Below are 20305 nucleotides of genomic sequence, written 5' to 3'. Positions count from 1 at the left end.
AGGCATTTTTTCGACGATCTGTCCGGTGATGCCTGATGATGATCGATGCCTCAGCCCTGGTCGTAATCTTGCTACGCGAGCCAGACGCGGCTGAGGTCGTCATGGCAATTGCGGACGCCAAAGCGCCGTTTACCTCACCATCGCGGTATACGAACGATCTGTGCTCTCATGCGCGTCAACGCATGGGGTGCGCCGGAAGCGGAGGCGGCAGTGCGAAAGTTCTCGACGCCGGATCCATCCGCGTGTGCGCGATTGCCGACGGCATGATATCGACCGCCGCCATGGCATTCGATCGGTTCGGAAACGCGCGACATCCGGCTCAGCTCAATCTTGGCGACTGTTTCGCCTCTGCCTGCGCCAAGACCTATCGCGCGCCACTGCTGCACAAGGGTGACGACTTTCCGCGAACCGATCTTGAGCTGGTCTATAAAGGATAGACCGCTGGCAACGTCTGCACGATTACCCCGAGGTCCCTGCCCTGCCCCAAATTCGCGGCGCTGATGCCAGCGGCCGACGAGCGGCTTTCGGAAAACTCCGATCCGCGACGGCTGGATCGCACGCAGATCGTTCGTGCCGGTAGTGTCGGAGTCGGCGCTACCGGCCGCCGCGTGGCCTTCCAGATCAGGGGATGCAGCCGTCGTGACGGTTGAGTTCCAGGGCGCCCGCGTGGAGGTGCGCGGGACGCCTGGCTTCGCTGCGTTGAGTGATGTGTTCATTGCGGTCCGACGGACACGTTCATGCTGACGCCACGCGGGAACCTCATTCGCAAGCGAGGGGCGCACGGGCGCTTGTCCGTCGTCACAACGATACCCAGGAAAAGGCGAAGGTGTTTGTTCGCGGGCTCACAGTAGCCTTTCCGGCAATCAAAGTGTCAGCACGGTCGACATGATCGCCGGCCAACCGTCAACTGGCGGGATGGGCAGCGTTCTACAAGTTCACCGATTCACCACGTACCAATTCCGGCGCATCGACCATGTCGTATTCTGAAAGATAGCGCATTGGAGGGCGCACAAATACCGATCTCGCATCAAACCTTTGATGCGGAAATGGCCCCCCCCCGGAACCGGGCAAGTTGAAACCTGGCTCGTGTTCAGTCGGAATGAGCGCGGCGGGCCGCACGGAAATGCACTTCACTGGCTTGTCTCAAGTCCGAAGGCGGAATTCCGGTGGCGCAATCCGTAGGCACCGAATACCCCTTCTCTTCCGTAAAACAATTGCGCTTCATGCTCTGGCCCTCGTCGTGTGGCCAGAGCGCACTTCAAGCTGGATTGAGCCCACGGGATGCGGCAAATGAGGCAGGCGCACCCCAGGCGCGCACTGCAGTCTACGACCATCGTTCGCGAGAATCAGGGAAGATAGACGAAGTGTGTCAACGTGTCCTCACCGGTTAAAGGTGAGCGTCATCCGGTGACCACGCCCTGAGGGCTGATCTGGTCGGCTAGGAAGACCTCGTGGATTGGTTTTTCACGAGGTCACCATGTCAAAGGATAGTTGTAAGGATGGCGCTAAGGATAGGCATACGGCTATCCTTGAGGACGGCTCTAACACGTTGCAGCGCATCGAGATCATCACGGGGACTGGCCGCCGACGGCGCTGGTCGACGGATGCGAAAGCGGCGATTGTTGCGGAGAGTTTCGCGCCGGGTGCAAGCGCTTCCGGGGTGGCGCGGCGGTACGACATCAGCCCGGGCCTGTTATTTCTTTGGCGTCGTCAGGCAACGCGGGCAAAGGTCGCGGCGCGCAGGGATGGAGGCGTGGCACCAGGCTTTGTGCCGGTCACGATTACTGGCTGCGGCGGCAAATTGCCGGTATGCGAGGAGCAGGGGGCGATTGAGATCGAGGTCGGCGCGGTTCGCATCCGTGTCGTGGGAACGGTCGACCGGCGGGCACTCTGCGAGGTGCTGGCGGCAGTCGGGACGGTTGGCCGATGATCGGGCTCCGACCTGGGTTGTCGATCTGGATCGCGACGCAGCCGGTCGATTTCCGTCGCGGCATGGACTCGCTGGCGCTGCTGGTGAGCGAGGCGTTTGGAGCCGATCCGTTCGACGGCGGGCTGTGGGTGTTTCGCTCCAAGCGCCGAGATCGCGTGAAGATTCTGACCTGGGACGGAAGCGGCCTTGTCCTTTACTACAAGAGAATCGAGGGGCAGTTCACCTGGCCGCCGATCAAGGAAGGCGTCATGCCGCTATCTCATGCTCAGCTCTCGGTACTGCTTGACGGTTCGGATTGGAAGCGTGTGCCGATGCGGGTTGTGGATCAACCAACACGAGCTGGTTGATCATCGTCAAGAGTAGTTCGTCATTCATGCAGAGCTGTAGTAGAAACACGCTGCATGATTGATTTGCCTTCTGATCCAGCATTGCTCCAGCAAACCGTGATGGCGTTGTCGTCACGGCTTGCGGTGTTGTCGGCGGAATGTAGCACGCTGGCGACCGAACGTGATGCGGCGATCGCCCAGCGCGATGCTGCGATCCAGGAGAACGACAAGCTCCTGGTGATCCTGTCGCAGTACAAGCGCACGATCTTCGGTCCCCGCTCCGAGACACTGGATTCCGGACAGCAGTCTCTCTTCACCATTGCGGCGCAGGCGGCTTCTGCGGCCGGCAATGATGATGCGCCCGGGGCCAAGCTGCCCGACAGATCCGAGGCTCGTGGAAAGCAACCGGCGCGACGCAACCGGGGGAGGCTTCCGGAGCATCTGCCGCGCATTGATGTCGTGATCGACGTCGAGACTGACATCTGTCCTTGTTGTGGCGAACGGCTGCACAGGATCGGGGAGACCGTCAAGGAAGCCTTCGATGTCGTTCCGATGCAGTACCGGGTCAAGCGCATCATGCGCCCACGCTATGGCTGCCGGGGGTGCCGCCAGGGTGTGCTGCAGGCGGCCGCGCCGGCCCAGGCGGTCGAGGGCGGGATGGTGACGGAAGCCTTGCTGGCTCACATCGCGGTGATGAAATACGGTTACCAGCTGCCGTTATATCGCCAGGAACAGATGTTTGCCGCGCAGGGCATCGCGCTCGACCGTCAGACGCTGGCTTCGTGGATGGGCCGCGTCGCCTGGTGGCTGAGGCCGCTTCACGCGCTGTTGCGCGACACGGTGATCTCCTTCCCGCGGCTGTTTGCCGATGAGACACCGCTGCCGGTTCTTGATCCCGGCCGTGGCAGGACCAGGATCTGCCAGTTCTGGGCGATCGCCACCGATGACCGGCCGTGGGGCGGCCCGGCACCGCCGGCGGTGGTCTACGTGTTCGCCGAGGATCGCAAGGCGATCCGCGCCAAACAGCTGTTCGGAGACTACCGGGGCATTCTGCAGGTTGACGGCTATGCCGCCTACAAGGGTCTGATCAAGAACGGCGGCCATCTGGTGCAACTGGCATTCTGCTTTGCGCATGCGCGGCGGAAGTTCTGGGACGTTCACGTCGCGACGAAGTCGCCGATTGCCGCGGAAGCGCTGCAACGGATTGCGATGTTCTATGCCTGTCTCTTATACACATCTGACGCTGCCGACGAACGATGTGTATAAGAGACAGCCCTAAACCATTGGGAAGGCCTGACGCGCTTCATCGATGACGGACGCATTGAAATAGACAACAATACGGTCGAGCGCACCATCAAGCCGATAGGGCTTGGAAAGAAGAACCATTTGTTCGCGGGCAGCGAAGGCGGCGCCGAGACATGGGCCATTCTCGCGTCGCTCATCAACTCGGCAAAGCTGCAAGATATCGACCCACGGCATTATCTGACCGACGTTCTCGAGCGCATCGTCTCCGGACGCACCAAGATCAATCAGCTGCACACATTGCTGCCGTGGACATGGAAGGCCGAGCGCGATGCTCTGGAGACAAAGCTCGCTGCCTGATCAATTTGACGGGAGGGCGTCGGGAACTTCCTGCGCGTCGCTGGTGTCGTCATAAATCTCTTCGCGGATCACGCGCAGCGTCACCTCGTGCAGATAGACTTGCAGCGCCCTCTCCAGCTCGGTGAACTCCGGCAGCAGAACCTTGTCAACGAAGCCCCGTGACGCGCGGATCATCACCGTGTTGCGTCGCTGGCGGCGGTAACGAAACGGCCGCAGCCCGTATCGGCGGCAAAGTGCCAGAAACAGCTGCCGCGACCATTGGTCAGGAAGTGATAATTGTTGCTCGATCGGTGGATCGTGGCGAGCGAGCTCCTCGACCCGGGCACGCACCCGCTGCAGCGCGGCTTCCGCTGCCAAGCGCTCACCAGCAGTTCCTGCACCCGCGAACAACGCCTCGATCTTCCGAAGCTTCTCGCGCAGCTGCGACTCGCTGGTCATTCTGATCCCCGTTACCCGCTCCAAACCGGGATCACCCCATCACCGCGCGCCGGCAGCGTCAATCATCCCGACCGGGCTATCCAGAGCATTCCGCGCAAGTCAAGCCCGGGCACCAGTGCTCCTCTCGTGACGCTCACGGTTAAAGTCACATAAAGTCATCCTCGTACGCGTATCCGGAGCTTGCTACATGGGTATTACGACGCTCGCCGTCGTCTACTTTAGCGAGATATCGTTCAGGTTTGTTGGCGCGCTGCCATTCACCTGCGCTATTCGTTGTCCATTTGTCAGGATGCTGAGTAGGATCAAGTACCATATTGCAATCGTCGACCTCTACGAAACCTAACTTCGCCGCGCGAGCTTTCGATTCTTCGTTAAGTGGATACCATTTAAGCAACGGTTGCTCGCCTTCTCGCGCATCTCGCCGAAGCTGATATTCGAGTAGAATATCGCCTGCGTTCTCCACCAAGGGATGGGCAAGCTGAAGATCGACGACGGAGGTGATGTGTTCTCGCCCGGGAAACAGTTCTCGCCACCTGTCGTCGTGGAATTCGTTCATGCTGTATCCGCCTTCCGTCCGCAGCAGTGCGACAGTTTTGTTTCCAAGATTATAGCTGTAGTATCGCGCTTCCTCCGAATCTCTGGTCGAGCCGTAGTCCTCCGCAGCCTCTCTGACGTTCTTGGCTCGTGTCGATACGAAACGCGAGTACTCCCGCGGATTCTCGGCGATGCGCATTATTTCATGATCATTTTGGAAGATCTTTGCTTCTCTGCGAAACGTATCCTTGTCGATCGGCTCTATCGGAGGCTTGGTCACGAGGGAATACGTTGGCGCTGCAGAAGAGGAGGTCGGCTCCGCTGCGGACAGGTGCATGTTAGCGAACCTGCCCTCGAAATCTCTGTCATCCGCGTGTTCGTCGTGGGATGCCCACGTAACTGCTTCATAATACCCACCAATTCGACCGTACATGAGGATCCGTACTCCTAAGGCAAGAGGGTTTCTTATTGATTTGAGGCGCTTTGGGCCGCGCCAAAGTAGCCAGGCGAAACTGACCGTAAGCTGACTAGGAGCTTGTTGTTTTCTGGAATCGGGATTCCCCTCGGGTGGGATTTCTGATTCGACCTCCATGCTGGAGGCGGAGGCCAGCATGGATGACGCGCCCCCATTCGGAAGACATCCGCGAATGAGCCATGGCGCGGGCTGACGCGGGCGAGACGGTTCGTTCGATTGCGGAGGCGCTACAGATCAGCCCGTCCCTGCGTGACGAATTGGAAGAATCTGAGACGGGATATCGGGGGCCTGGCCCCGGTTAGATCGGCCGTCATAAGAAGCGGGTTCTGTCGGATACCAACGCCTACTGGCTGCGCGAACGCATTCGCTCGGGGCCATTCACCTTGCGCAAGCTGGGAGCTGACTGCACGGGGATCAAAACAGGCGTGCGGGCGGTGTGGACTGTTGTTCTCGCCGAGGAGCTCAGCTTCAAAAAAACGCTTCTGCCAGCCGAGCAGGATCGCCCAGACGTCGCCCGTAAGCGGACCTGCTGGAAAGCGCACCAAGGCAGGATCAATGTCGCGCGGCTGGTTTTCATCGACAAGACGTGGATCAAGACCAATATGGCGCCGCTACGCGGCTGGAGGCCTTGTGGGCAGCGCCTCCAAGCATCTGCACGTTTCGGCCATTGGAAGACCATGACCTTCATCGCGACGCTGCGTCACGATCGGATCAGCGCGCTGGCCCCATCAATGGTGAGCTCTTCACGCTGTACGTCGAGAACGTGTTGGCCCCTACCCTCGCACCTGGCTAGATCTTTGTTCTCGACAACTATGGCAGCCACAAAGGAAAAGCGACTTGCCAAGCTATCGGCGCCAGAGGCGCCCACCGCATCTTCCTGCCGCCCTATAGCCCTGACCTCAATCCGATCGAGCAGGTCTTCACCAAACTCAAACACCTCATGCGAGCTGCGCCTCGTGATGTCGAGGCCGCCTGGCGAAAGGTTGGTGAACTCCTCAATCTCTTCCGAGGAAGAGTGCACCAACTACCTCAAAACTTCGGGCTACGCTCTGTGTAAAGACAGCATGCTCTAACGGTCGCGCCCGATGTCTGGCACATCGACGAATCTACATCGAACGATCGTGCGCCGTACGATGGCGCTCGCGAACGCGTTGCAAGCCATGTTCATTTACTTTGATTGCTTTCTCTTTCCGGGAGCACTCAGTTGCTTTTTTATGCACCGAGTTCGACGCTGTGCCCGATGATCTTAAGCACGGTGCGGTGTGCGCCAACTGAGAGAGACGATCGAGGCCGGAAGCCCATCGCAACTCACACAAGAAATCGCTTGAATCTCACGTTACGTCAGGCCGTAGGTTGGCAATCACAATCGAGCTTCCACCAACCAAACATCGAATGATGCAGCACAGGCCAAGTAACCGACATGGTGCGATCAAGCAGTCGAATGCGGCGACGCCGGATTGCACGTGTTTCTGAGCGCACGGACCAAGAGCGAAAGGCTGTCGGGATGAAACGTCGCGCGATGATAACCGCATTGCTCGCCATCATCACGTCTCCGGCTTGCGCAGCGAAACTCAGCGGCCCTCCGCGCATCGTCGATGGCAATACCATTGAGATCGAGCAAACCAAAATTCGGCTTTCGGGTATCGAGGCGCCAGAGACGGATCAGATCTGCCTCGACGCCCACGGCCAGAAATGGGCTTGCGGCATAGCTGCTCGCGATGAGCTTATCAGGCATTCGAATGGACGAACGTGGGATTGTCATACCACAGGGGTGGATAAGTACGGCCGGTCACTCGGCAGCTGCTTTATCGCGGGCGAGGACGTGAACGCATGGATGATAAGCTCGGGCTGGGCACTATCATCCGATCCTCACACCTACATTATCTATGAGGTTGTAGCGAGCAATGCCTATGCGGGCCTATGGTCGGGGGCGTTCATCGCTCCTTGGGACTGGCGTCGCCGCAACAAGGGGACGATCGTTGTCGGCGCGAGCTCGATACCGATCGACACTCAGGAACTCCTGCTCGGATCCGCTTTGCTATCCGACCCGCCCTCACCCGAATGTCTGATAAAGGGCACGCTGGGCCGCGGGGGCGAGCGCATTTATCACATGCCCGGGCAACTTGGTTACGGACAAATCGATATGACGAAGAAGCTGGGTGATCGATGGTTCTGCAGCGAAGCGGAGGCTGAAGCCAATGGATGGCGTAAAGCGGCGCGATGAGGCGACACATGCACGCAGACCGTTCCCCTAATATGTCTTGCTCGCCGATGATCAAGCCGTCGCGCCGGTCGCTATTGCTGTCGCTGTTCGCGTTTTCGGCGGTTGGCATGCGGCTCGGCGACAACATCGTTAATGCGAAGGAAGCAAAACAGCTGCCCAAGCCGGACAATCTGCTCTCGCCGGATGCTGCGCTCAGGCGGCTGATCGAAGGTAATGACCGATTTGTCCAGGGCGCATCACGAGGCGACGATTTCAAGCGCGCGCGTCAGGTTTTAGTCGATGGACAAAATCCATATGCGGCGGTTCTGAGCTGCGCCGATTCTCGCATAGCGCCTGAACTTGCTTTTGACAGCGGACTTGGTGACCTGTTTGTCTGCCGCCTCGCCGGCAATTTTGCCAACGATGTCACGATCGCGAGCATGGAATACGCGGTCGCTGTGCTAAATACACCGTTGATTTTAGTACTCGGTCACGATCATTGTGGCGCGATAGACGCCACGATCAAGTCGCTCAACGACGACAAGCCGGCGCCGGGGCATATTCCATCCCTCGTCACTGCGCTTGCGCCTGCCGTTCGGAAATCGCGCCAGCAACCCGGTGATGCGTTCGCCAATGCCACCCGGCAAAACGTAATCGATAACGTCGAGAAACTTAAATCGGCGGGCCCGGTTCTGAACGCGGCAGTTGAGCAGAACAGACTAGAGGTCGTCGGGGGTCTGTACCGGCTCGACACCGGCAGGGTCGATCTACTGAACTGACCTGCACTTTCGCAGTCGTTTGAACCGCCCAGCACGGCTTCGGTTGCGTTCCGCAAAACTCACCCGTCCATCGGTAGATGCACCGGATGTGATCCGCTGCACAATTGACATACAGCTTCGGGACAGGACACCACTTTGTATGCGCGGGCTCTTTATCCTCCTCTTACTTTACGTACTTGTGTTGGCAACGCGCGGCCAGCACCCACACAATTCATGCCGCGACCGAACAGGGTCAATGCCTTCCGTCAATGCACTGGTCAACACAGTTGGCTGAAGCCGCAGAAATACGCTGCGATGGATGTCGGGATCGAAGCGGGGCTCGGCGACACCGGACAAATTTCATATCCTCGCCCGATCATCCGTTTTGGAACCGATAGAGATCGTTCCGTTAAGCCCCCCGACTCAGATCGGGCTGAAGATCACATACAGCAGAATTAGGATCACGACGGCGGTCCAGCCTGCTGATGTGAGGAACACTGTTGCTCGCGACGGCATCTGACGGTCTCTCCTGCATCAGCCAACGAAGCGACCGCCAATCTCGGAAACGCAGCATCGCTGAAACTGTAAGACCATACTTTGGATCCGCAATAAACCGGCAATTTTCGCGCGCGCGACAGTTGCGATCACGGGCTGGAACGCAGAATATTCTTCTGCGCGTCGCCTACATCCGTCGAGCCTGGCACTCAAGGATTGATGGACGTCCTGAGAACTTGTCCAACGAGCTGTAGTAGCTCTGCGCGGGTGCGCCTTGCCAATTTGAATTCCGAAGCGGGTGCGTCGGCAAGCACCTGTGAAGACCGTTTTGCCGATCCCGACATCAGCCTGGTCATCCTGCGCGGCCTCACTGCACGTCGCCCCAGGTCTCCTCGACCAACGCATCGATCATGTCGGATACATCATCTTGCCCGACGTTAAGTGTCAGCGAGATCCGCAACCGTGCCGTTCCCACAGGCACCGTTGGCGGCCGTATCCCGCGGATATCAAAGCCGCGCGCCTGTAGCGCAGAAGCGAGCCGCATCGCACGGGCGTTGTCGCCCACAACATAAGGAACGATTTGTGAATTCGAAGAGCTCGCGCGACCGCACACAGCGAACTGCCGATGTGCAAAGTCGATCAAATCGATCAGATGCCGTTGCCGGTCGGGTTCCTCCTGCAGGATTAAGATTGCCTCTCGCACCGCGACGGCCATTAGGGGTGACGGAGCGGTAGCGAAAATGAATGGACGGCACCGATTGACCATGAAGTCGCGCAATACGCCGGAAGCCGTGACAAGGGCACCCGCCGCGCCCAGCGCCTTGCCGCAGGTGTGGATCACTAAGAGATTTTCGCGCCCTTCATAGGGCGCAGTAAGGCCCCGTCCCTGCTCGCCGTAAACACCTGTGGCATGTGCCTCATCCACGACCAGAAACGCTTCATGGCGCTCGGCGATTGCGACCAGATCTGTAAGCGGTGCGAAGTCTCCGTCCATACTGTAGAGGCTTTCTACCACGATCCAGACGCGTCCCTTTCCGCCCCTGGCGCGCCAGTCGCCAATCGTGTCTTCGATCGACTGGGGGTCATTATGGGCGCTTATCCGGAACTCGGCTCGGCTCGCTCGTGCGCCTTCATGAATGCTAGCATGCACGAGCGCGTCGAGAACAAGCAAATCGCCTTCCTGCGGCAGCGTTGTCAGAACGGCAAAATTTGCGATGTAACCGCCGCCGAAGAACAGTGCTGTCTCCGTTCGGAAGAACCGCGCCGCATCCGCTTCGAGAGCTTCGTGCTCCTCACAATTTCCGCGCAGGAGCCGTGACCCACCGGCTCCGATCGGCGTTCCGGCATCGAGCGCGGTGAACAACGCCTTCTTCATACGGGGCGCACTCGCCAGCGCCAGATAGTCGTTTGAAGCAAAATCGGTCCCTTTGCGCGGCTTCAGGCCACGGAGCCGATCGTCTTCATTCAAGGCTTTTAGGGCCGAGACATAGCCATCAAGCGGCGTATTCATTGATCGAATTTCCTACCGCCCGCGGCAGCGCGCTACCGACCGAGTCTTCGTGGCACGGATCTCAGCTTGAGTCATGTCATCGACGCACGACAATTTGCAAGCAAATCGAAGCGCCGCTGGCCGAGAAGCACGGCACCTAAAGTCCATCGGTAATGGACTGCCCTCCGGCGAACAAGCCTCCTGCTCGGCCGAATCCCGCTTTTGGCCGTCGCGACCAAACGCACCAAGATCGCTCAGCGGCGCGACTAATCGTACATCTTTGACTTGCAAGCAGGCTCCCTCACCCAACGTCCGCCGAGAGAGTGAACCAGTGGCGGTGCGGGCCATTCCGCCCTCATCTAGCTATGTGGCAGATTGTGCTTCCTCATGCGCGCGCAAACTTTGTACAAAACGGACAATCGGAGCGCGTTTGCTCAGGGAGCATGATCTGATCGTATCAGGAGCGCACGTTCCGTACCGGAGCACTCGCGACACCATTGTCAATTCCAGCGCTTCAAACCATGGACCTTCATGACGCGCTGCGGCGTGACAACCTAACGATAATTGTCTAACCGACTTGCAAACAAGCTTCGGACCATCATGCTCCTGCCGGTTTTCACAACAATCCCACATGCACGTCGGCTCGAGATCGCTCGCAATCGCAAGATCGACCAGTTCGACAACGATATCGACGTCGTGGTCTATGCCGAATTCGACAACGAGACGGAAGTCGGAGCTCGTAAAGCGCATGGCCTATGCTAGGAGGCGATCAGGCTGGTACGACCACTCCGGGAGAAACGATTTGCGGCCGACTACGATGTGCGCACAGATACGCGCTTAGCCGCGGAAGAAGGAATGAGCCAGCTTGGCCGCCGCGCATGGCCTACGTGCGGATGTTAACCCGACGGTCGACGCCAAGAGTCTGCGCCACCCAACGGAGCGGCGCAATTCGATACCTGATGTCTGGCGGTGTTTGTTTTTGCCCCGCTTCCCGGTTGCCGATCACGGCTAGAAAGCGCGCCGGTGCCGGGAGTGCATCGACCTCAAAACCGGCACGGGTTTCGTGCGAAACGGGCGTGCGCGCTATCATCGTCGACGCGCACCACAAGGGCACGTTCTGAACCATCCGCGCCATGATAATCGAACGCAACGGTCGAGCCGTGCCGCAATGGCGGGCGCAAGCAGTGACAATTGCTAGTGCTCGATGCCGTTGGACGGTACAATGGGCTCTTACCTAGGGACCGCCCCGGACACAGGGGACCGGCGACATGTACCGGTACGTCGCACGCGCCAACATCGATCGCTATCTCAGCGTGCTCTACAGCGCGGATATCACCAACTATGAGCGACAAACGGTCACGAAGTTGCTGCTCGGCGAGTTGGACAAGCTCCGTCATGATCCCACGCAGCTTGAGTTTGCCGAAAAGCGAGCCGCAAACGGCCGCGAAAGGGTCAACCACGCCAGGCGACTTTGCGCATCTTATGCGCTCGGCACAACAGAGCGCGAAGAATCGGATAGGTTGTTAGCAGACGTTGAAAGTCTTCACATCCTGCTAGATGCTTTTATGGCGGCTTGCACGAATTCTCGCGGCATCCTAGCACGGCGATTTGATCGTAGATGACGCTAAGTGCTGCACGACATCGACTTGATCTTCGTCGTCAAGACTCACTCATAGCCAAGTTTGAATGGCGGAGATCAAATTTGCTCACTGCGGCTTTATCTCGTGAACCACGATCCGGGCGATGAAAATTCATCAAGAGAGGCACTTCAAGGCCGGTTTCATGCGTGAGCTGGGCCAAAATTGCATTCAAACATCGCGCTAACTGAAGACAATGATGGCATGAAAAGCTTCTCGTTGGCGAAATGGACCAAGAGCAGGATATGGCCAGTCATTTCTACCGACTGCTTTACCGATTCCGCATGCGGGCATATGCTGAAACATTGTTTCGGCGTAGCACGCACGAGAAGCAGGAAGGGCTGTGGCTGCGGTGCAGCCTGATGCGGCTTGGGAGCGAACTACGACAATCCAACCACCGGTCCAGCGCACCGTGTCAGCCGGTGCGAGATGCGGCCGAAGCTATCGTCAGACCCACCTGAGGACGCCGGACGTCGCGCTGCCGAGAGCGCACCGCGTTACAAGCAACAAGCGCTGTTGGAGCCGACCGTTGCGAGAGAGGATGGCATCGGCGTCTAGAACACCATAACAGGCGCGAGACGCCCCTGGCAGGAGCAAGCCATCATGTGATGGTCGTGCTGTCGGATGGCGCCGGCGGGACTGCCGGGTATCATGGCCACTTGTCGTCCCCGCATCACCATATGCGCTATTCCGCGCTGGCTGACTCTCGCTTGCCAGCCCCCGTCGCGGGCCCGAGCCGTTCGGTCGGATCGCGGCCCAATTTCGGCTTCAACTGTGCTAGTTCAATAAAGTCGTCTGCCTGCCGCCGAAGCTCGTCTTCGATCATCGGCGGCTGGATCGTATTGGTGGAGATGACGGTGACACTGACGCCGCGGCGCTGCACGGCCTCGACCAAGGAACGGAGGTCGCCGTCACCAGAGAACAGGATCATCTGGTCGATATGCCCCGCGAGTTCCATGGCATCGACCGCAAGCTCGATGTTCATGTTACCCTTCACTTTACGCCGACCGCTGGCGTCAAGGAATTCCTTGGTTGCCTTCGTGACGACGGTGTAGCCATTATAGTCGAGCCAATCGATGAGCGGACGGATCGACGAATACTCCTGATCCTCGGCAGTCGCCGTGTAGTAGAATGCCCGCAGCAACCGGCCCGCCCTCCGATACTCCTCAAGCAGGCGCTTGTAGTCGATCTCGAAACCAAGCGCCTTGCAGGTAGCGTGGAGGTTGGGACCGTCGATAAAGATGGCAAGCTTTTCGAATCGGGACATCACTGCTCCGGCTTGCAGAATGGTTGCGCGGGGCCGCGCAGGCTGTGAACTAGCCACTTACGAGGAGCTGGAGGGTCGGCGGCGAAGGGGCCTCTTCCAATGGCATGGGACGAGATTTCTATCGAGCTCATAACACCGGTCGCGTTTCTTATTCCATCGACTTCACATCATCGGCCCAAGGATCCAGCGGAGGCCTTTTCGAAGTTCTGTTGCTTGCCTGTGCCGGGTTCGCGTGCGAGATCCATCTTGTCGAACTCGCCGGTCGAAACGCTGCGCGCAGGCACAGCACTGCAATCAGCGTTATAGTTTGCACGAAGACCGTTGAGCGCAAGGATAAGTGCAACGGAGACCGCCACCGCGATCAGACCGTACTCGATGGAGGTCGCCCCAGTCTTGTTCGGCCAAAACCGCTGAAAAGCGAATGATCTCATGACAATGTCATTTCTGGCGCCCTCCGGGCCTGGAATTCTGCTGTAGCAATTCCGGTCACTCCCAGCCCTTATTGCTATGTCACGTGACGTTATCTTAAATCTTCACGACATGCGCTTTGAGGCGCACAGTCTCCTGCTTGCGCATCGCTCTTCCACTGCTCATCTGTCGTCCCCGATGATCTAGAGCGGCTCTGCCATGTCCGTCTGCCATGCCGGCAATGAATACCTCGATTCCCTTCGGCTGCGCTCGAACGAACTCAGTACGCAAGGGACGAACCAGCTCGTTTCCTATCCCCCGAGCGTCTCACGTGCACCTTCACCCGAGAATTGACCATCCCGAGCAGGTTTTGACATCATGACCCAGCCTAAGATCCCGCGCCTGGTCTAAATGCCGCCGTGGCACACTAGCGCAGCAATGCGGTCATCAGCCCCTCGCGAAAAGCGGATGCAGCTGCAGCAATGAACTCGGCATTTCGCGTCTAAATCATCCGGGCGGACCTCTCTTAGAGGCTGACTGATGCGCCGCCCCAAAAGAATCCCGCGAGATGGAGATGCGGTTCCTGGGAGCTAGTTCAGCTTCTCGCAATGCAGACCGTGTCCCGCTTAGAGGTCTCGCGCATTGTCCGCCTCGTACAAAACTGGGCATCTGCCAGCGAGCACAACCTCTCAACAAGAGCATACAACCAGCGTGCTGGAGCGAATAGGTATGAGGCAGGCTTTAAGTCATCCGATCACGATTAGAAAGCGATCCTACTGCGATAGGAGATTGCAGCACCGGCGATGGTGACTGTTCCTGTTTTCTGCGCCGCTGCCTTTGCTATCAGGCGCAAGGCGACAGAAGCAGTAGATCACTGTCAACCAAACGCGATCGAAGCATCTCATTTCACGACCATGCCAGGATCTGACGCGATATCGCGCCAGGAACACCCTTGTGATCCCTAGCAAGATCAAATCATGGTAGATTATCACGAGCTGATATGACCGATTCACCTCAAGCCCAGACACGTAGCGCCGACGGCATCACGGCGCCGCTGCGGCACGCGACCTTCAGGCGCATCTGGCTCGCGAGCCTCCTGTCCAATGTCGGTATCCTGATTCAAGGTGTTGGCGCAGCCTGGGCCATGACGCAGATGACGTCGTCGGCCGACAAAGTCGCGTTGGTGCAGACCGCGCTGTTACTGCCAGTGATGCTGATTTCGATGCCAGCCGGGGCGATCGCGGATATGTATGACCGCCGCATCGTGGCGCTGGTCTCCATTGGATTGGCGCTCGCCGGAGCGACCGGGTTGACGGTGATTGCCTGGCTTGGCTTGGCCACCCCAAACCTCTTGCTCATGCTATGCCTCGTTGTCGGCAGTGGCATGGCGTTGATGGGACCGGCCTGGCAATCGTCGGTTAGCGAACAAGTTCCCCTGGAAGCACAGCTGCCTGCGGCGATCGCTCTGAACGGCATCAGCTACAATATCGCGCGGAGCATAGGTCCGGCAATCGGCGGAGTCGTGGTGGCAACCGCGGGTGCAGTGGCCGCTTTCGCGCTCAACACGTTGCTGTATGTGCCGCTGATTATCGCTTTGTTGCTTTGGAAACGCATCAGCGCACCCTCACGCCTGCCGCCTGAAAGATTGAGCCGCGCGATGGTTTCTGGCGTACGCTATATCAGCAATTCGCCGTCGATCAAGATTGTGCTGATCCGTAGCCTGGTAACCGGCATCATTGGCGGTGCGATCACCGCTCTGATGCCGCTGGTGGCGCGCGATCTCTTGCATGGCGACGCGCAGACCTACGGCATCATGCTTGGCGCTTTTGGCCTGGGTGCGGTGGTCGGTGCACTGAATATCACCGAGCTGCGCAAGCGATTGAGCGGCGAGGCCGCGATCCGCGCCTGTGCGCTGTCCATGGGCGCGGCGATGGCCGCGGTTGCGCTCAGTCACGAGCCCGTATTGACCGCGGCGGCGCTCGTCCTGGCGGGAGCCGTATGGATGATGGTGTGGGCGGTATTCAACATTGGGGTGCAGCTGTCGGCGCCGCGCTGGGTGGCCGGACGCTCGCTTGCAGCCTATCAGGCGGCGAGCTCAGGCGGGATTGCCGTCGGCAGCTGGGGTTGGGGCCGTCTGACCGACGCGGCCGGCGTCGAAACGGCGCTGCTGGTATCGGCCGCCCTAATGCTTGCCTCACCACTCATCGGCCGCTGGCTGCCCATGCCCCGCATCGGAGCGCGGGGTGAGGAGCCTGAGCCGCTCGCCGACCCCGAGGTACGGCTCGCCTTGACCGGACGCAGCGGCCCGCTCGTCGTGGAGATCGAATACCGCGTTGCACAGGAGAATGCCAGAGCGTTTCATAGTGTTATGCAAGATGTGCAATTGTCTCGCCAGCGCAACGGCGCCTACGGCTGGTCGATCGCGCGCGACATTGCCGATCCGGAAATGTGGACCGAGCGCTATCATTGCCCGACCTGGCTCGACTACTTGCGTTGGCGGAACCGCTCGACGCGGTCGGAACGTATACTAGAGCAGCGGGCAATTCATTTCCACGTCGGCCCCGCGCCGATACGGGTCCGTCGTATGCTGGAAAGGCCGTTCGGCTCGGTACACTCGAACGACGATGCGACCGAGTACGCAGCTGGCGAAATGCGAGGGGAGATCGCAACCCCGACGAAGGCATTACGTAGCCGGCCACTCCGCCCAATCAAGTGACCCAGCCTGCTGGCAGGGGCCGGAACGCAGCAATCAACACTTCATCACACGAAAGGCGCCTAGCTGGACGCTCCTTGCCTTGCCCTCGCGAAAATCGACGAAGGCGTCAGGCCGACTAAGCGATAATCGCGCGACGATTTCCGTCAAGCGCAATGAAACGCTCGGGCTTTGTAAGCTCTTGTTCGACGCGCCTACTCGCGTACGGTGGCTTTGCTGTTGGCCAGCCGTACATCTCCCGATGGTCGCGTCACCAAGCTAGTCTAGCAATACGTTGTGCTCGCCTGCCGTCGGCGGCGCTTCCTTGGATGGTGGGCCCTCAGCTTCGCCCCGGGCGCCAAATCACCATTCGACGCTCGCCGCATAAGAGCTGTCTATTTCTGACGTTTCGAGCCTCCATCCGCCCCACTTCTTACGCCGAACTTCAACAGAATACCGCTGAATAATGCCGCAAAAATGCAGCATTCACCCGGACGACGCGGAAATAGCGCAACCAGAATCGCATAATTTGCTGTCGAAGCTCAAAGAGACGAGCTGCTGCTGCGCGTCTCTCCTTAGCTGCAATCGAGGGTGCGCTTCATGGGCAATCATGATCTTGTCTCCGGTAGCCTCCTTGTGCTGACCGCGACCAGCTTCGCACTACTCTGCTCGAGCCTGCTCGTCTTTGCCTTCATTTGAAACCGCGCTGGTTGCCTTGCGCGTGTTATCAAGGCGATCACGCCGTCGAGCATCAAGTGTTTCTGCGTCTCGAAAGACGATGATCGCGCACGAGCTGAACGACCGTCTCTCGTTTCGGCTCGATCGACCGCGTGGCTCAAGCGACGACGCTTCTGACGCGACGAGCCTGTACGTTACGGACCGATCTATCTCTTTCATAAACACCCGATTCAGCTAGTCTCCAACTAAGATAGCCCTGTTCGTTGAGCTAGCGGGCGGTATGAGATTGGACGCGCAGCGATGGGCTGTCTGCCGATAGCTCCCGAACCGTTGTATATTCCTGCAGTACGAACCGTTGTCTCATCAAGTCAAGGTAGACTCCTGCTCTCACATAGCGGCGCAATCGAACGGTTCGATGCGCGACCGTCACTTTATCTCGGGCTGCTTCCTGCCACTGACCGCCGCGCGGTCGCCTTGCTCTGCTCAAGCTTGCTCGCCGCCGCGTTCACCCCTGTGAGGACTCCCCATGAAATCACTTAAGCTAATCGGCTTTGCACTTGGAGCATCGATTGTGCTATTCACCGCGGCATTGGCTGAGGAAATCACCATCGCCGTCGCTGGACCGATAACCGGGGGCGAGTCCGCCTTCGGTCGGCAAATGAAGAACGGCGCCGAGATGGCGGTGGAGCAGATCAACGCTTCCGGCGGCGTACTCGGCAAGAAGCTAGCCCTCGACATCGAGGACGATGCCTGCGATCCCAAGCAGGCGCGATCGGTAGCGGAAAAGGTCGCTGCCGCCAGGATCCCGTTCGTTGCTGGGCACTTTTGCTCTTCGTCATCGATCCCGGCCTCGGAAGCCTATGCGGATGGCGGTGTGCTGCAGATCACGCCGGCTTCGACCAACCCGCTATTCACCGAACGCAAGCTATGGAACGTGGCGCGCGTCTGCGGCCGTGACGACCAGCAGGGCCAGGTTGCCGCCCAGTATATCGCGAAGCAATTCAACGGCAAGAACATCGCGATTCTGAATGACAAGACAACGTATGGAAAGGGACTTGCCGACGAGACGAAGAAGGCACTCAATAAGGCCGGTGTCATTGAAAAGATGTACGAGTCCTACAATAAGGGCGACAAGGATTTCAATGCGATTGTCTCGCGACTGAAGCGTGACAATATCGACCTCGTCTATGTCGGCGGCTATCACCAAGAAGCGGGCCTTATCTTGCGCCAGATGCGCGATCAGGGCCTCAAGACCGTCCTGATGTCGGGTGACGCGTTGGCTGATAAGGAATATGCTTCGATTACCGGCGCAGCTGGAGCAGGTACGCTCTTCACTTTCGGGCCCGACCCACGCAAGAAGACGACGGCGGCTGCGATCGTCGATAAGTTCAGAGCCAAGAATATCGACCCCGAGGGCTACACGCTATATACCTACGCTGCGGTGCAGGTCTGGACGCAAGCCGCAACGAAAGTTGGCACCGTAGATCCGAAACAGGTGATGGACACGATTAAAGCGGGCTCTTGGGACACTGTGATCGGCACACTGCAATACGACGCCAAGGGCGACATCAAGCAGCTCGACTACGTCGTTTATAGGTGGGACGACAAAGGTGGCTATAGCGAGACTAACCCGACCGCGTTCTGACGTATCTTAGTGCAAGATATCAAAGTTAGCGTCCCCATGGAGGTAGGACGGGGATCAATCTCGATCGATCGATTGCTCCAAGGCAGCAAGCTGCCGCCGGAACAAATTGAATGTCTGCGGTCAGCGTATGCTCGGACAATGCGCTCGCTCCGCTTGGTTGATCGAGACGACCCTATCGCCGAAATCGTCGCAAAGAAGGTCATCGAGATTGGCACAAGCGGGGTTGGCGATCCAGCAGACATATCAAAGCGCGTCATCGAGCAGCTCGGTGTCCGCAAACCGCCATCGGTCTAAAGCGAGCGCCGCGCATATGCGCAGTTTGGATCTAGTTTCCGATCGATGCACAACCTGCACCGGTTCGACGCCTCACGGGCCGGACTCAATTGAAGCTGATGACTTGGCCCAACGCAGACGTTTAGCGGCGGCACGAATAAGGCGTCCCTTCGCCGGACTGTAGTCACCGGTTTCGGCTTATGGAGAGTTTCGGCTATCAGGCCACGCGACGCGCATTAGCTCGGGCGCTTCGTTCCACGAAAAAGTTCGACCGGAAATTGAGCGGCCCCGCCTCGGGGAAACAAGGCGGGGCCGCTCCCCCTCCCCCTGGGGCCGCCGCGCTGCGGATCACAGCGGAAATCGTCTAGTTGCCGTCCTCTGTCACATATGATCACACGCCCAAGCGATTCACCTGGATTGCGGCTTCCGGTCCTCGCTACTTTCCGCGACGTGCCGCAAGACGAGCTGAGAAAGCTGCACTACCAGATTCTTGAGACGCGCTATTTCCTGCCTGCACCGCGCCAACTCTCGTTCTTTTTCTGTCACTATCGACACTTCGGAGCGGTCCCCGGCCGCATGGCTCATGCTGGACCTCATTTCGAGTAGGTGATCACGAGCGACGGCTCAAGCACATCCTTCGCTTGGATTGTACTGGAGTCCCGTATTTTTACGCCGTTAAACACGGTACGCTGCGGTCGGACGATCTCGCTACCTCGGCTCAGTGTGCCATTGCGGTCACAGATCCGAGCATTCCGTACAGAATCTTGGCGGGCATGACGGCCAACACGATCGAGCAGAAGCGCCGCCTCCCTTTCTTATCTGCGCGGCTTGAGCTCGTGGGCTGCTGGACAATGGTCGTCTTCATGTCCCCGTCATGCAGCAAGACGTCGCCGATGCATGCGGCCTCTCGACTGCGCAAGCGAATCGGACGATCCCGGAGCTTAGGCGTAGGGAGCTCATTGAATGGAACGGTCATGCTGTTGATTTTCTGCGAGATCAGTTCGAATTACTGGGGGAATTCCGCGCTCATGCTTCCTGCGCTGAATTTCTTTGGCCGCCGCTTCGTATTCTTCGTACAAGCAAATCAACAAGCGCACGCCAGTTCCGATCCGTACCGACGCTATTCGACCTGCAGCCGCGTTCGCTCGGCTGTGCTTTCTGGAACCACTTGAGCGTGATTACAGCGTGCGCGACCTAACCTGCGGTCGCAAAGCTTCGTCGCTGCAGTGATCTGTGCGGAGACTCCACAAACCGCGCTGGTAAAATCTCCAAGCGCTCACGTGGTACAAGCACAGGCACATAAGCAGAATATGGCATGCACTGTTGCGGCAGCTCGCGGATTGATTAGCTGCCTGTTAGAAATCGGAGTTCAGATTTTAATGGCGCGCGCCGCAGCTCAAACAACTTGATTCGTACCTAGCGTCACGTTGTAGCATCTCTGTCTCTTATACACAT

General features: G+C 58.7%; 15 protein-coding genes and 2 pseudogenes. 12 read left to right on the top strand and 5 right to left on the bottom strand.

Annotation, left to right across the window (positions count from 1 at the left end):
* Window positions 1-35 precede the first annotated feature (35 nt).
* The 4 genes and pseudogenes from IF803_RS30545 (at window position 36) to tnpC (ending at window position 3858) form a co-directional block, all read left to right on the top strand.
* Window positions 36-437 carry a type II toxin-antitoxin system VapC family toxin gene (locus IF803_RS30545; RefSeq protein ID WP_016841992.1) on the top strand — a complete coding sequence of 134 codons (402 nt, stop codon included), beginning with the start codon at window positions 36-38 and terminating at the stop codon, window positions 435-437.
* Between the two features lie 1040 nt (window positions 438-1477).
* A complete protein-coding gene (gene tnpA / locus IF803_RS30540) occupies window positions 1478-1930 on the top strand; it encodes an IS66-like element accessory protein TnpA (protein ID WP_050999399.1) in 453 nt (150 codons plus the stop codon).
* Window positions 1927-2277 carry an IS66 family insertion sequence element accessory protein TnpB gene (gene tnpB / locus IF803_RS30535; protein ID WP_026192390.1) on the top strand — a complete coding sequence of 117 codons (351 nt, stop codon included), beginning with the start codon at window positions 1927-1929 and terminating at the stop codon, window positions 2275-2277. The genes tnpA and tnpB overlap by 4 nt, the downstream gene beginning before the upstream one ends.
* Before the next feature lie 99 nt (window positions 2278-2376).
* A pseudogene (gene tnpC, locus IF803_RS30530) lies at window positions 2377-3858 on the top strand (IS66 family transposase).
* Here the strand turns inward: tnpC and IF803_RS30525 are convergent.
* Window positions 3859-4296, bottom strand: a complete 438-nt coding sequence (locus IF803_RS30525) for a hypothetical protein (RefSeq protein WP_018270227.1) — start codon at window positions 4294-4296, stop codon at window positions 3859-3861.
* Between the two features lie 145 nt (window positions 4297-4441).
* Window positions 4442-5443 (bottom strand): effector protein NopP, encoded by a 1002-nt coding sequence (locus IF803_RS30520; protein WP_276325455.1) that lies wholly within the window; start codon window positions 5441-5443, stop codon window positions 4442-4444.
* A 41-nt stretch (window positions 5444-5484) separates the two neighbouring features.
* Between IF803_RS30520 and IF803_RS30515 the strand changes: the two are divergent.
* From IF803_RS30515 to IF803_RS30505, 3 genes and pseudogenes are all read left to right on the top strand, one after another.
* Window positions 5485-6378: pseudogene (locus IF803_RS30515) on the top strand (IS630 family transposase).
* A gap of 431 nt (window positions 6379-6809) precedes the next feature.
* On the top strand, window positions 6810-7529 hold the full coding sequence (locus IF803_RS30510) for a thermonuclease family protein (protein WP_018270226.1): 720 nt from the start codon (window positions 6810-6812) through the stop codon (window positions 7527-7529).
* A gap of 8 nt (window positions 7530-7537) precedes the next feature.
* Window positions 7538-8287: a carbonic anhydrase gene (locus IF803_RS30505; protein ID WP_233475711.1), complete on the top strand. Its 750-nt coding sequence runs from the start codon at window positions 7538-7540 to the stop codon at window positions 8285-8287.
* An 841-nt stretch (window positions 8288-9128) separates the two neighbouring features.
* On the opposite strand, the gene IF803_RS30500 is transcribed toward IF803_RS30505, so the two are convergent.
* Window positions 9129-10271 carry an 8-amino-7-oxononanoate synthase gene (locus IF803_RS30500; RefSeq protein ID WP_016842069.1) on the bottom strand — a complete coding sequence of 381 codons (1143 nt, stop codon included), beginning with the start codon at window positions 10269-10271 and terminating at the stop codon, window positions 9129-9131.
* A 579-nt stretch (window positions 10272-10850) separates the two neighbouring features.
* Here IF803_RS30500 and IF803_RS30495 point away from each other — a divergent pair.
* A complete protein-coding gene (locus IF803_RS30495; protein ID WP_016842070.1) occupies window positions 10851-11012 on the top strand; it encodes a Dabb family protein in 162 nt (53 codons plus the stop codon).
* 506 nt (window positions 11013-11518) lie between these two features.
* Entirely contained in the window at window positions 11519-11872 is a 354-nt protein-coding gene (locus IF803_RS30490; protein WP_016842072.1) for a hypothetical protein, read from the top strand.
* 700 nt (window positions 11873-12572) lie between these two features.
* Here IF803_RS30490 and IF803_RS30485 read toward each other — a convergent pair.
* Complete coding sequence (locus IF803_RS30485) at window positions 12573-13154, bottom strand: LabA-like NYN domain-containing protein (protein WP_016842073.1); 582 nt, start codon at window positions 13152-13154, stop codon at window positions 12573-12575.
* Window positions 13155-13321: 167 nt separating this feature from the next.
* Complete coding sequence (locus IF803_RS30480; RefSeq protein ID WP_016842074.1) at window positions 13322-13585, bottom strand: Flp family type IVb pilin; 264 nt, start codon at window positions 13583-13585, stop codon at window positions 13322-13324.
* A gap of 977 nt (window positions 13586-14562) precedes the next feature.
* On the opposite strand from IF803_RS30480, the gene IF803_RS30475 reads away from it, so the two are divergent.
* From IF803_RS30475 to IF803_RS30465, 3 genes are all read left to right on the top strand, one after another.
* Complete coding sequence (locus tag IF803_RS30475; RefSeq protein WP_018270225.1) at window positions 14563-16278, top strand: MFS transporter; 1716 nt, start codon at window positions 14563-14565, stop codon at window positions 16276-16278.
* A gap of 1180 nt (window positions 16279-17458) precedes the next feature.
* On the top strand, window positions 17459-18577 hold the full coding sequence (locus tag IF803_RS30470) for a branched-chain amino acid ABC transporter substrate-binding protein (protein ID WP_026192388.1): 1119 nt from the start codon (window positions 17459-17461) through the stop codon (window positions 18575-18577).
* Between the two features lie 1247 nt (window positions 18578-19824).
* Window positions 19825-20022: a hypothetical protein gene (locus IF803_RS30465; RefSeq protein WP_016842082.1), complete on the top strand. Its 198-nt coding sequence runs from the start codon at window positions 19825-19827 to the stop codon at window positions 20020-20022.
* The last annotated feature ends 283 nt before the right edge of the window (window positions 20023-20305 follow it).

The organism is Bradyrhizobium sp. UFLA06-06 (genome assembly GCF_054820065.1).
Note: the sequence above shows the minus strand (reverse complement) of the source record. Positions and strands in the feature narration are given on the sequence as shown.

Coding starts and splice junctions, on each gene's coding strand:
- IF803_RS30545 (WP_016841992.1), top strand. CDS start 36: ATGATGATCGATGCCTCAGCCCTGGTCGTAATCTTGCTACGCGAGCCA.
- tnpA (WP_050999399.1), top strand. CDS start 1,478: ATGTCAAAGGATAGTTGTAAGGATGGCGCTAAGGATAGGCATACGGCT.
- tnpB (WP_026192390.1), top strand. CDS start 1,927: ATGATCGGGCTCCGACCTGGGTTGTCGATCTGGATCGCGACGCAGCCG.
- IF803_RS30525 (WP_018270227.1), bottom strand. CDS start 4,296: ATGACCAGCGAGTCGCAGCTGCGCGAGAAGCTTCGGAAGATCGAGGCG.
- IF803_RS30520 (WP_276325455.1), bottom strand. CDS start 5,443: ATGCTGGCCTCCGCCTCCAGCATGGAGGTCGAATCAGAAATCCCACCC.
- IF803_RS30510 (WP_018270226.1), top strand. CDS start 6,810: ATGAAACGTCGCGCGATGATAACCGCATTGCTCGCCATCATCACGTCT.
- IF803_RS30505 (WP_233475711.1), top strand. CDS start 7,538: ATGCACGCAGACCGTTCCCCTAATATGTCTTGCTCGCCGATGATCAAG.
- IF803_RS30500 (WP_016842069.1), bottom strand. CDS start 10,271: ATGAATACGCCGCTTGATGGCTATGTCTCGGCCCTAAAAGCCTTGAAT.
- IF803_RS30495 (WP_016842070.1), top strand. CDS start 10,851: ATGCTCCTGCCGGTTTTCACAACAATCCCACATGCACGTCGGCTCGAG.
- IF803_RS30490 (WP_016842072.1), top strand. CDS start 11,519: ATGTACCGGTACGTCGCACGCGCCAACATCGATCGCTATCTCAGCGTG.
- IF803_RS30485 (WP_016842073.1), bottom strand. CDS start 13,154: ATGTCCCGATTCGAAAAGCTTGCCATCTTTATCGACGGTCCCAACCTC.
- IF803_RS30480 (WP_016842074.1), bottom strand. CDS start 13,585: ATGAGATCATTCGCTTTTCAGCGGTTTTGGCCGAACAAGACTGGGGCG.
- IF803_RS30475 (WP_018270225.1), top strand. CDS start 14,563: ATGACCGATTCACCTCAAGCCCAGACACGTAGCGCCGACGGCATCACG.
- IF803_RS30470 (WP_026192388.1), top strand. CDS start 17,459: ATGAAATCACTTAAGCTAATCGGCTTTGCACTTGGAGCATCGATTGTG.
- IF803_RS30465 (WP_016842082.1), top strand. CDS start 19,825: ATGCTGTTGATTTTCTGCGAGATCAGTTCGAATTACTGGGGGAATTCC.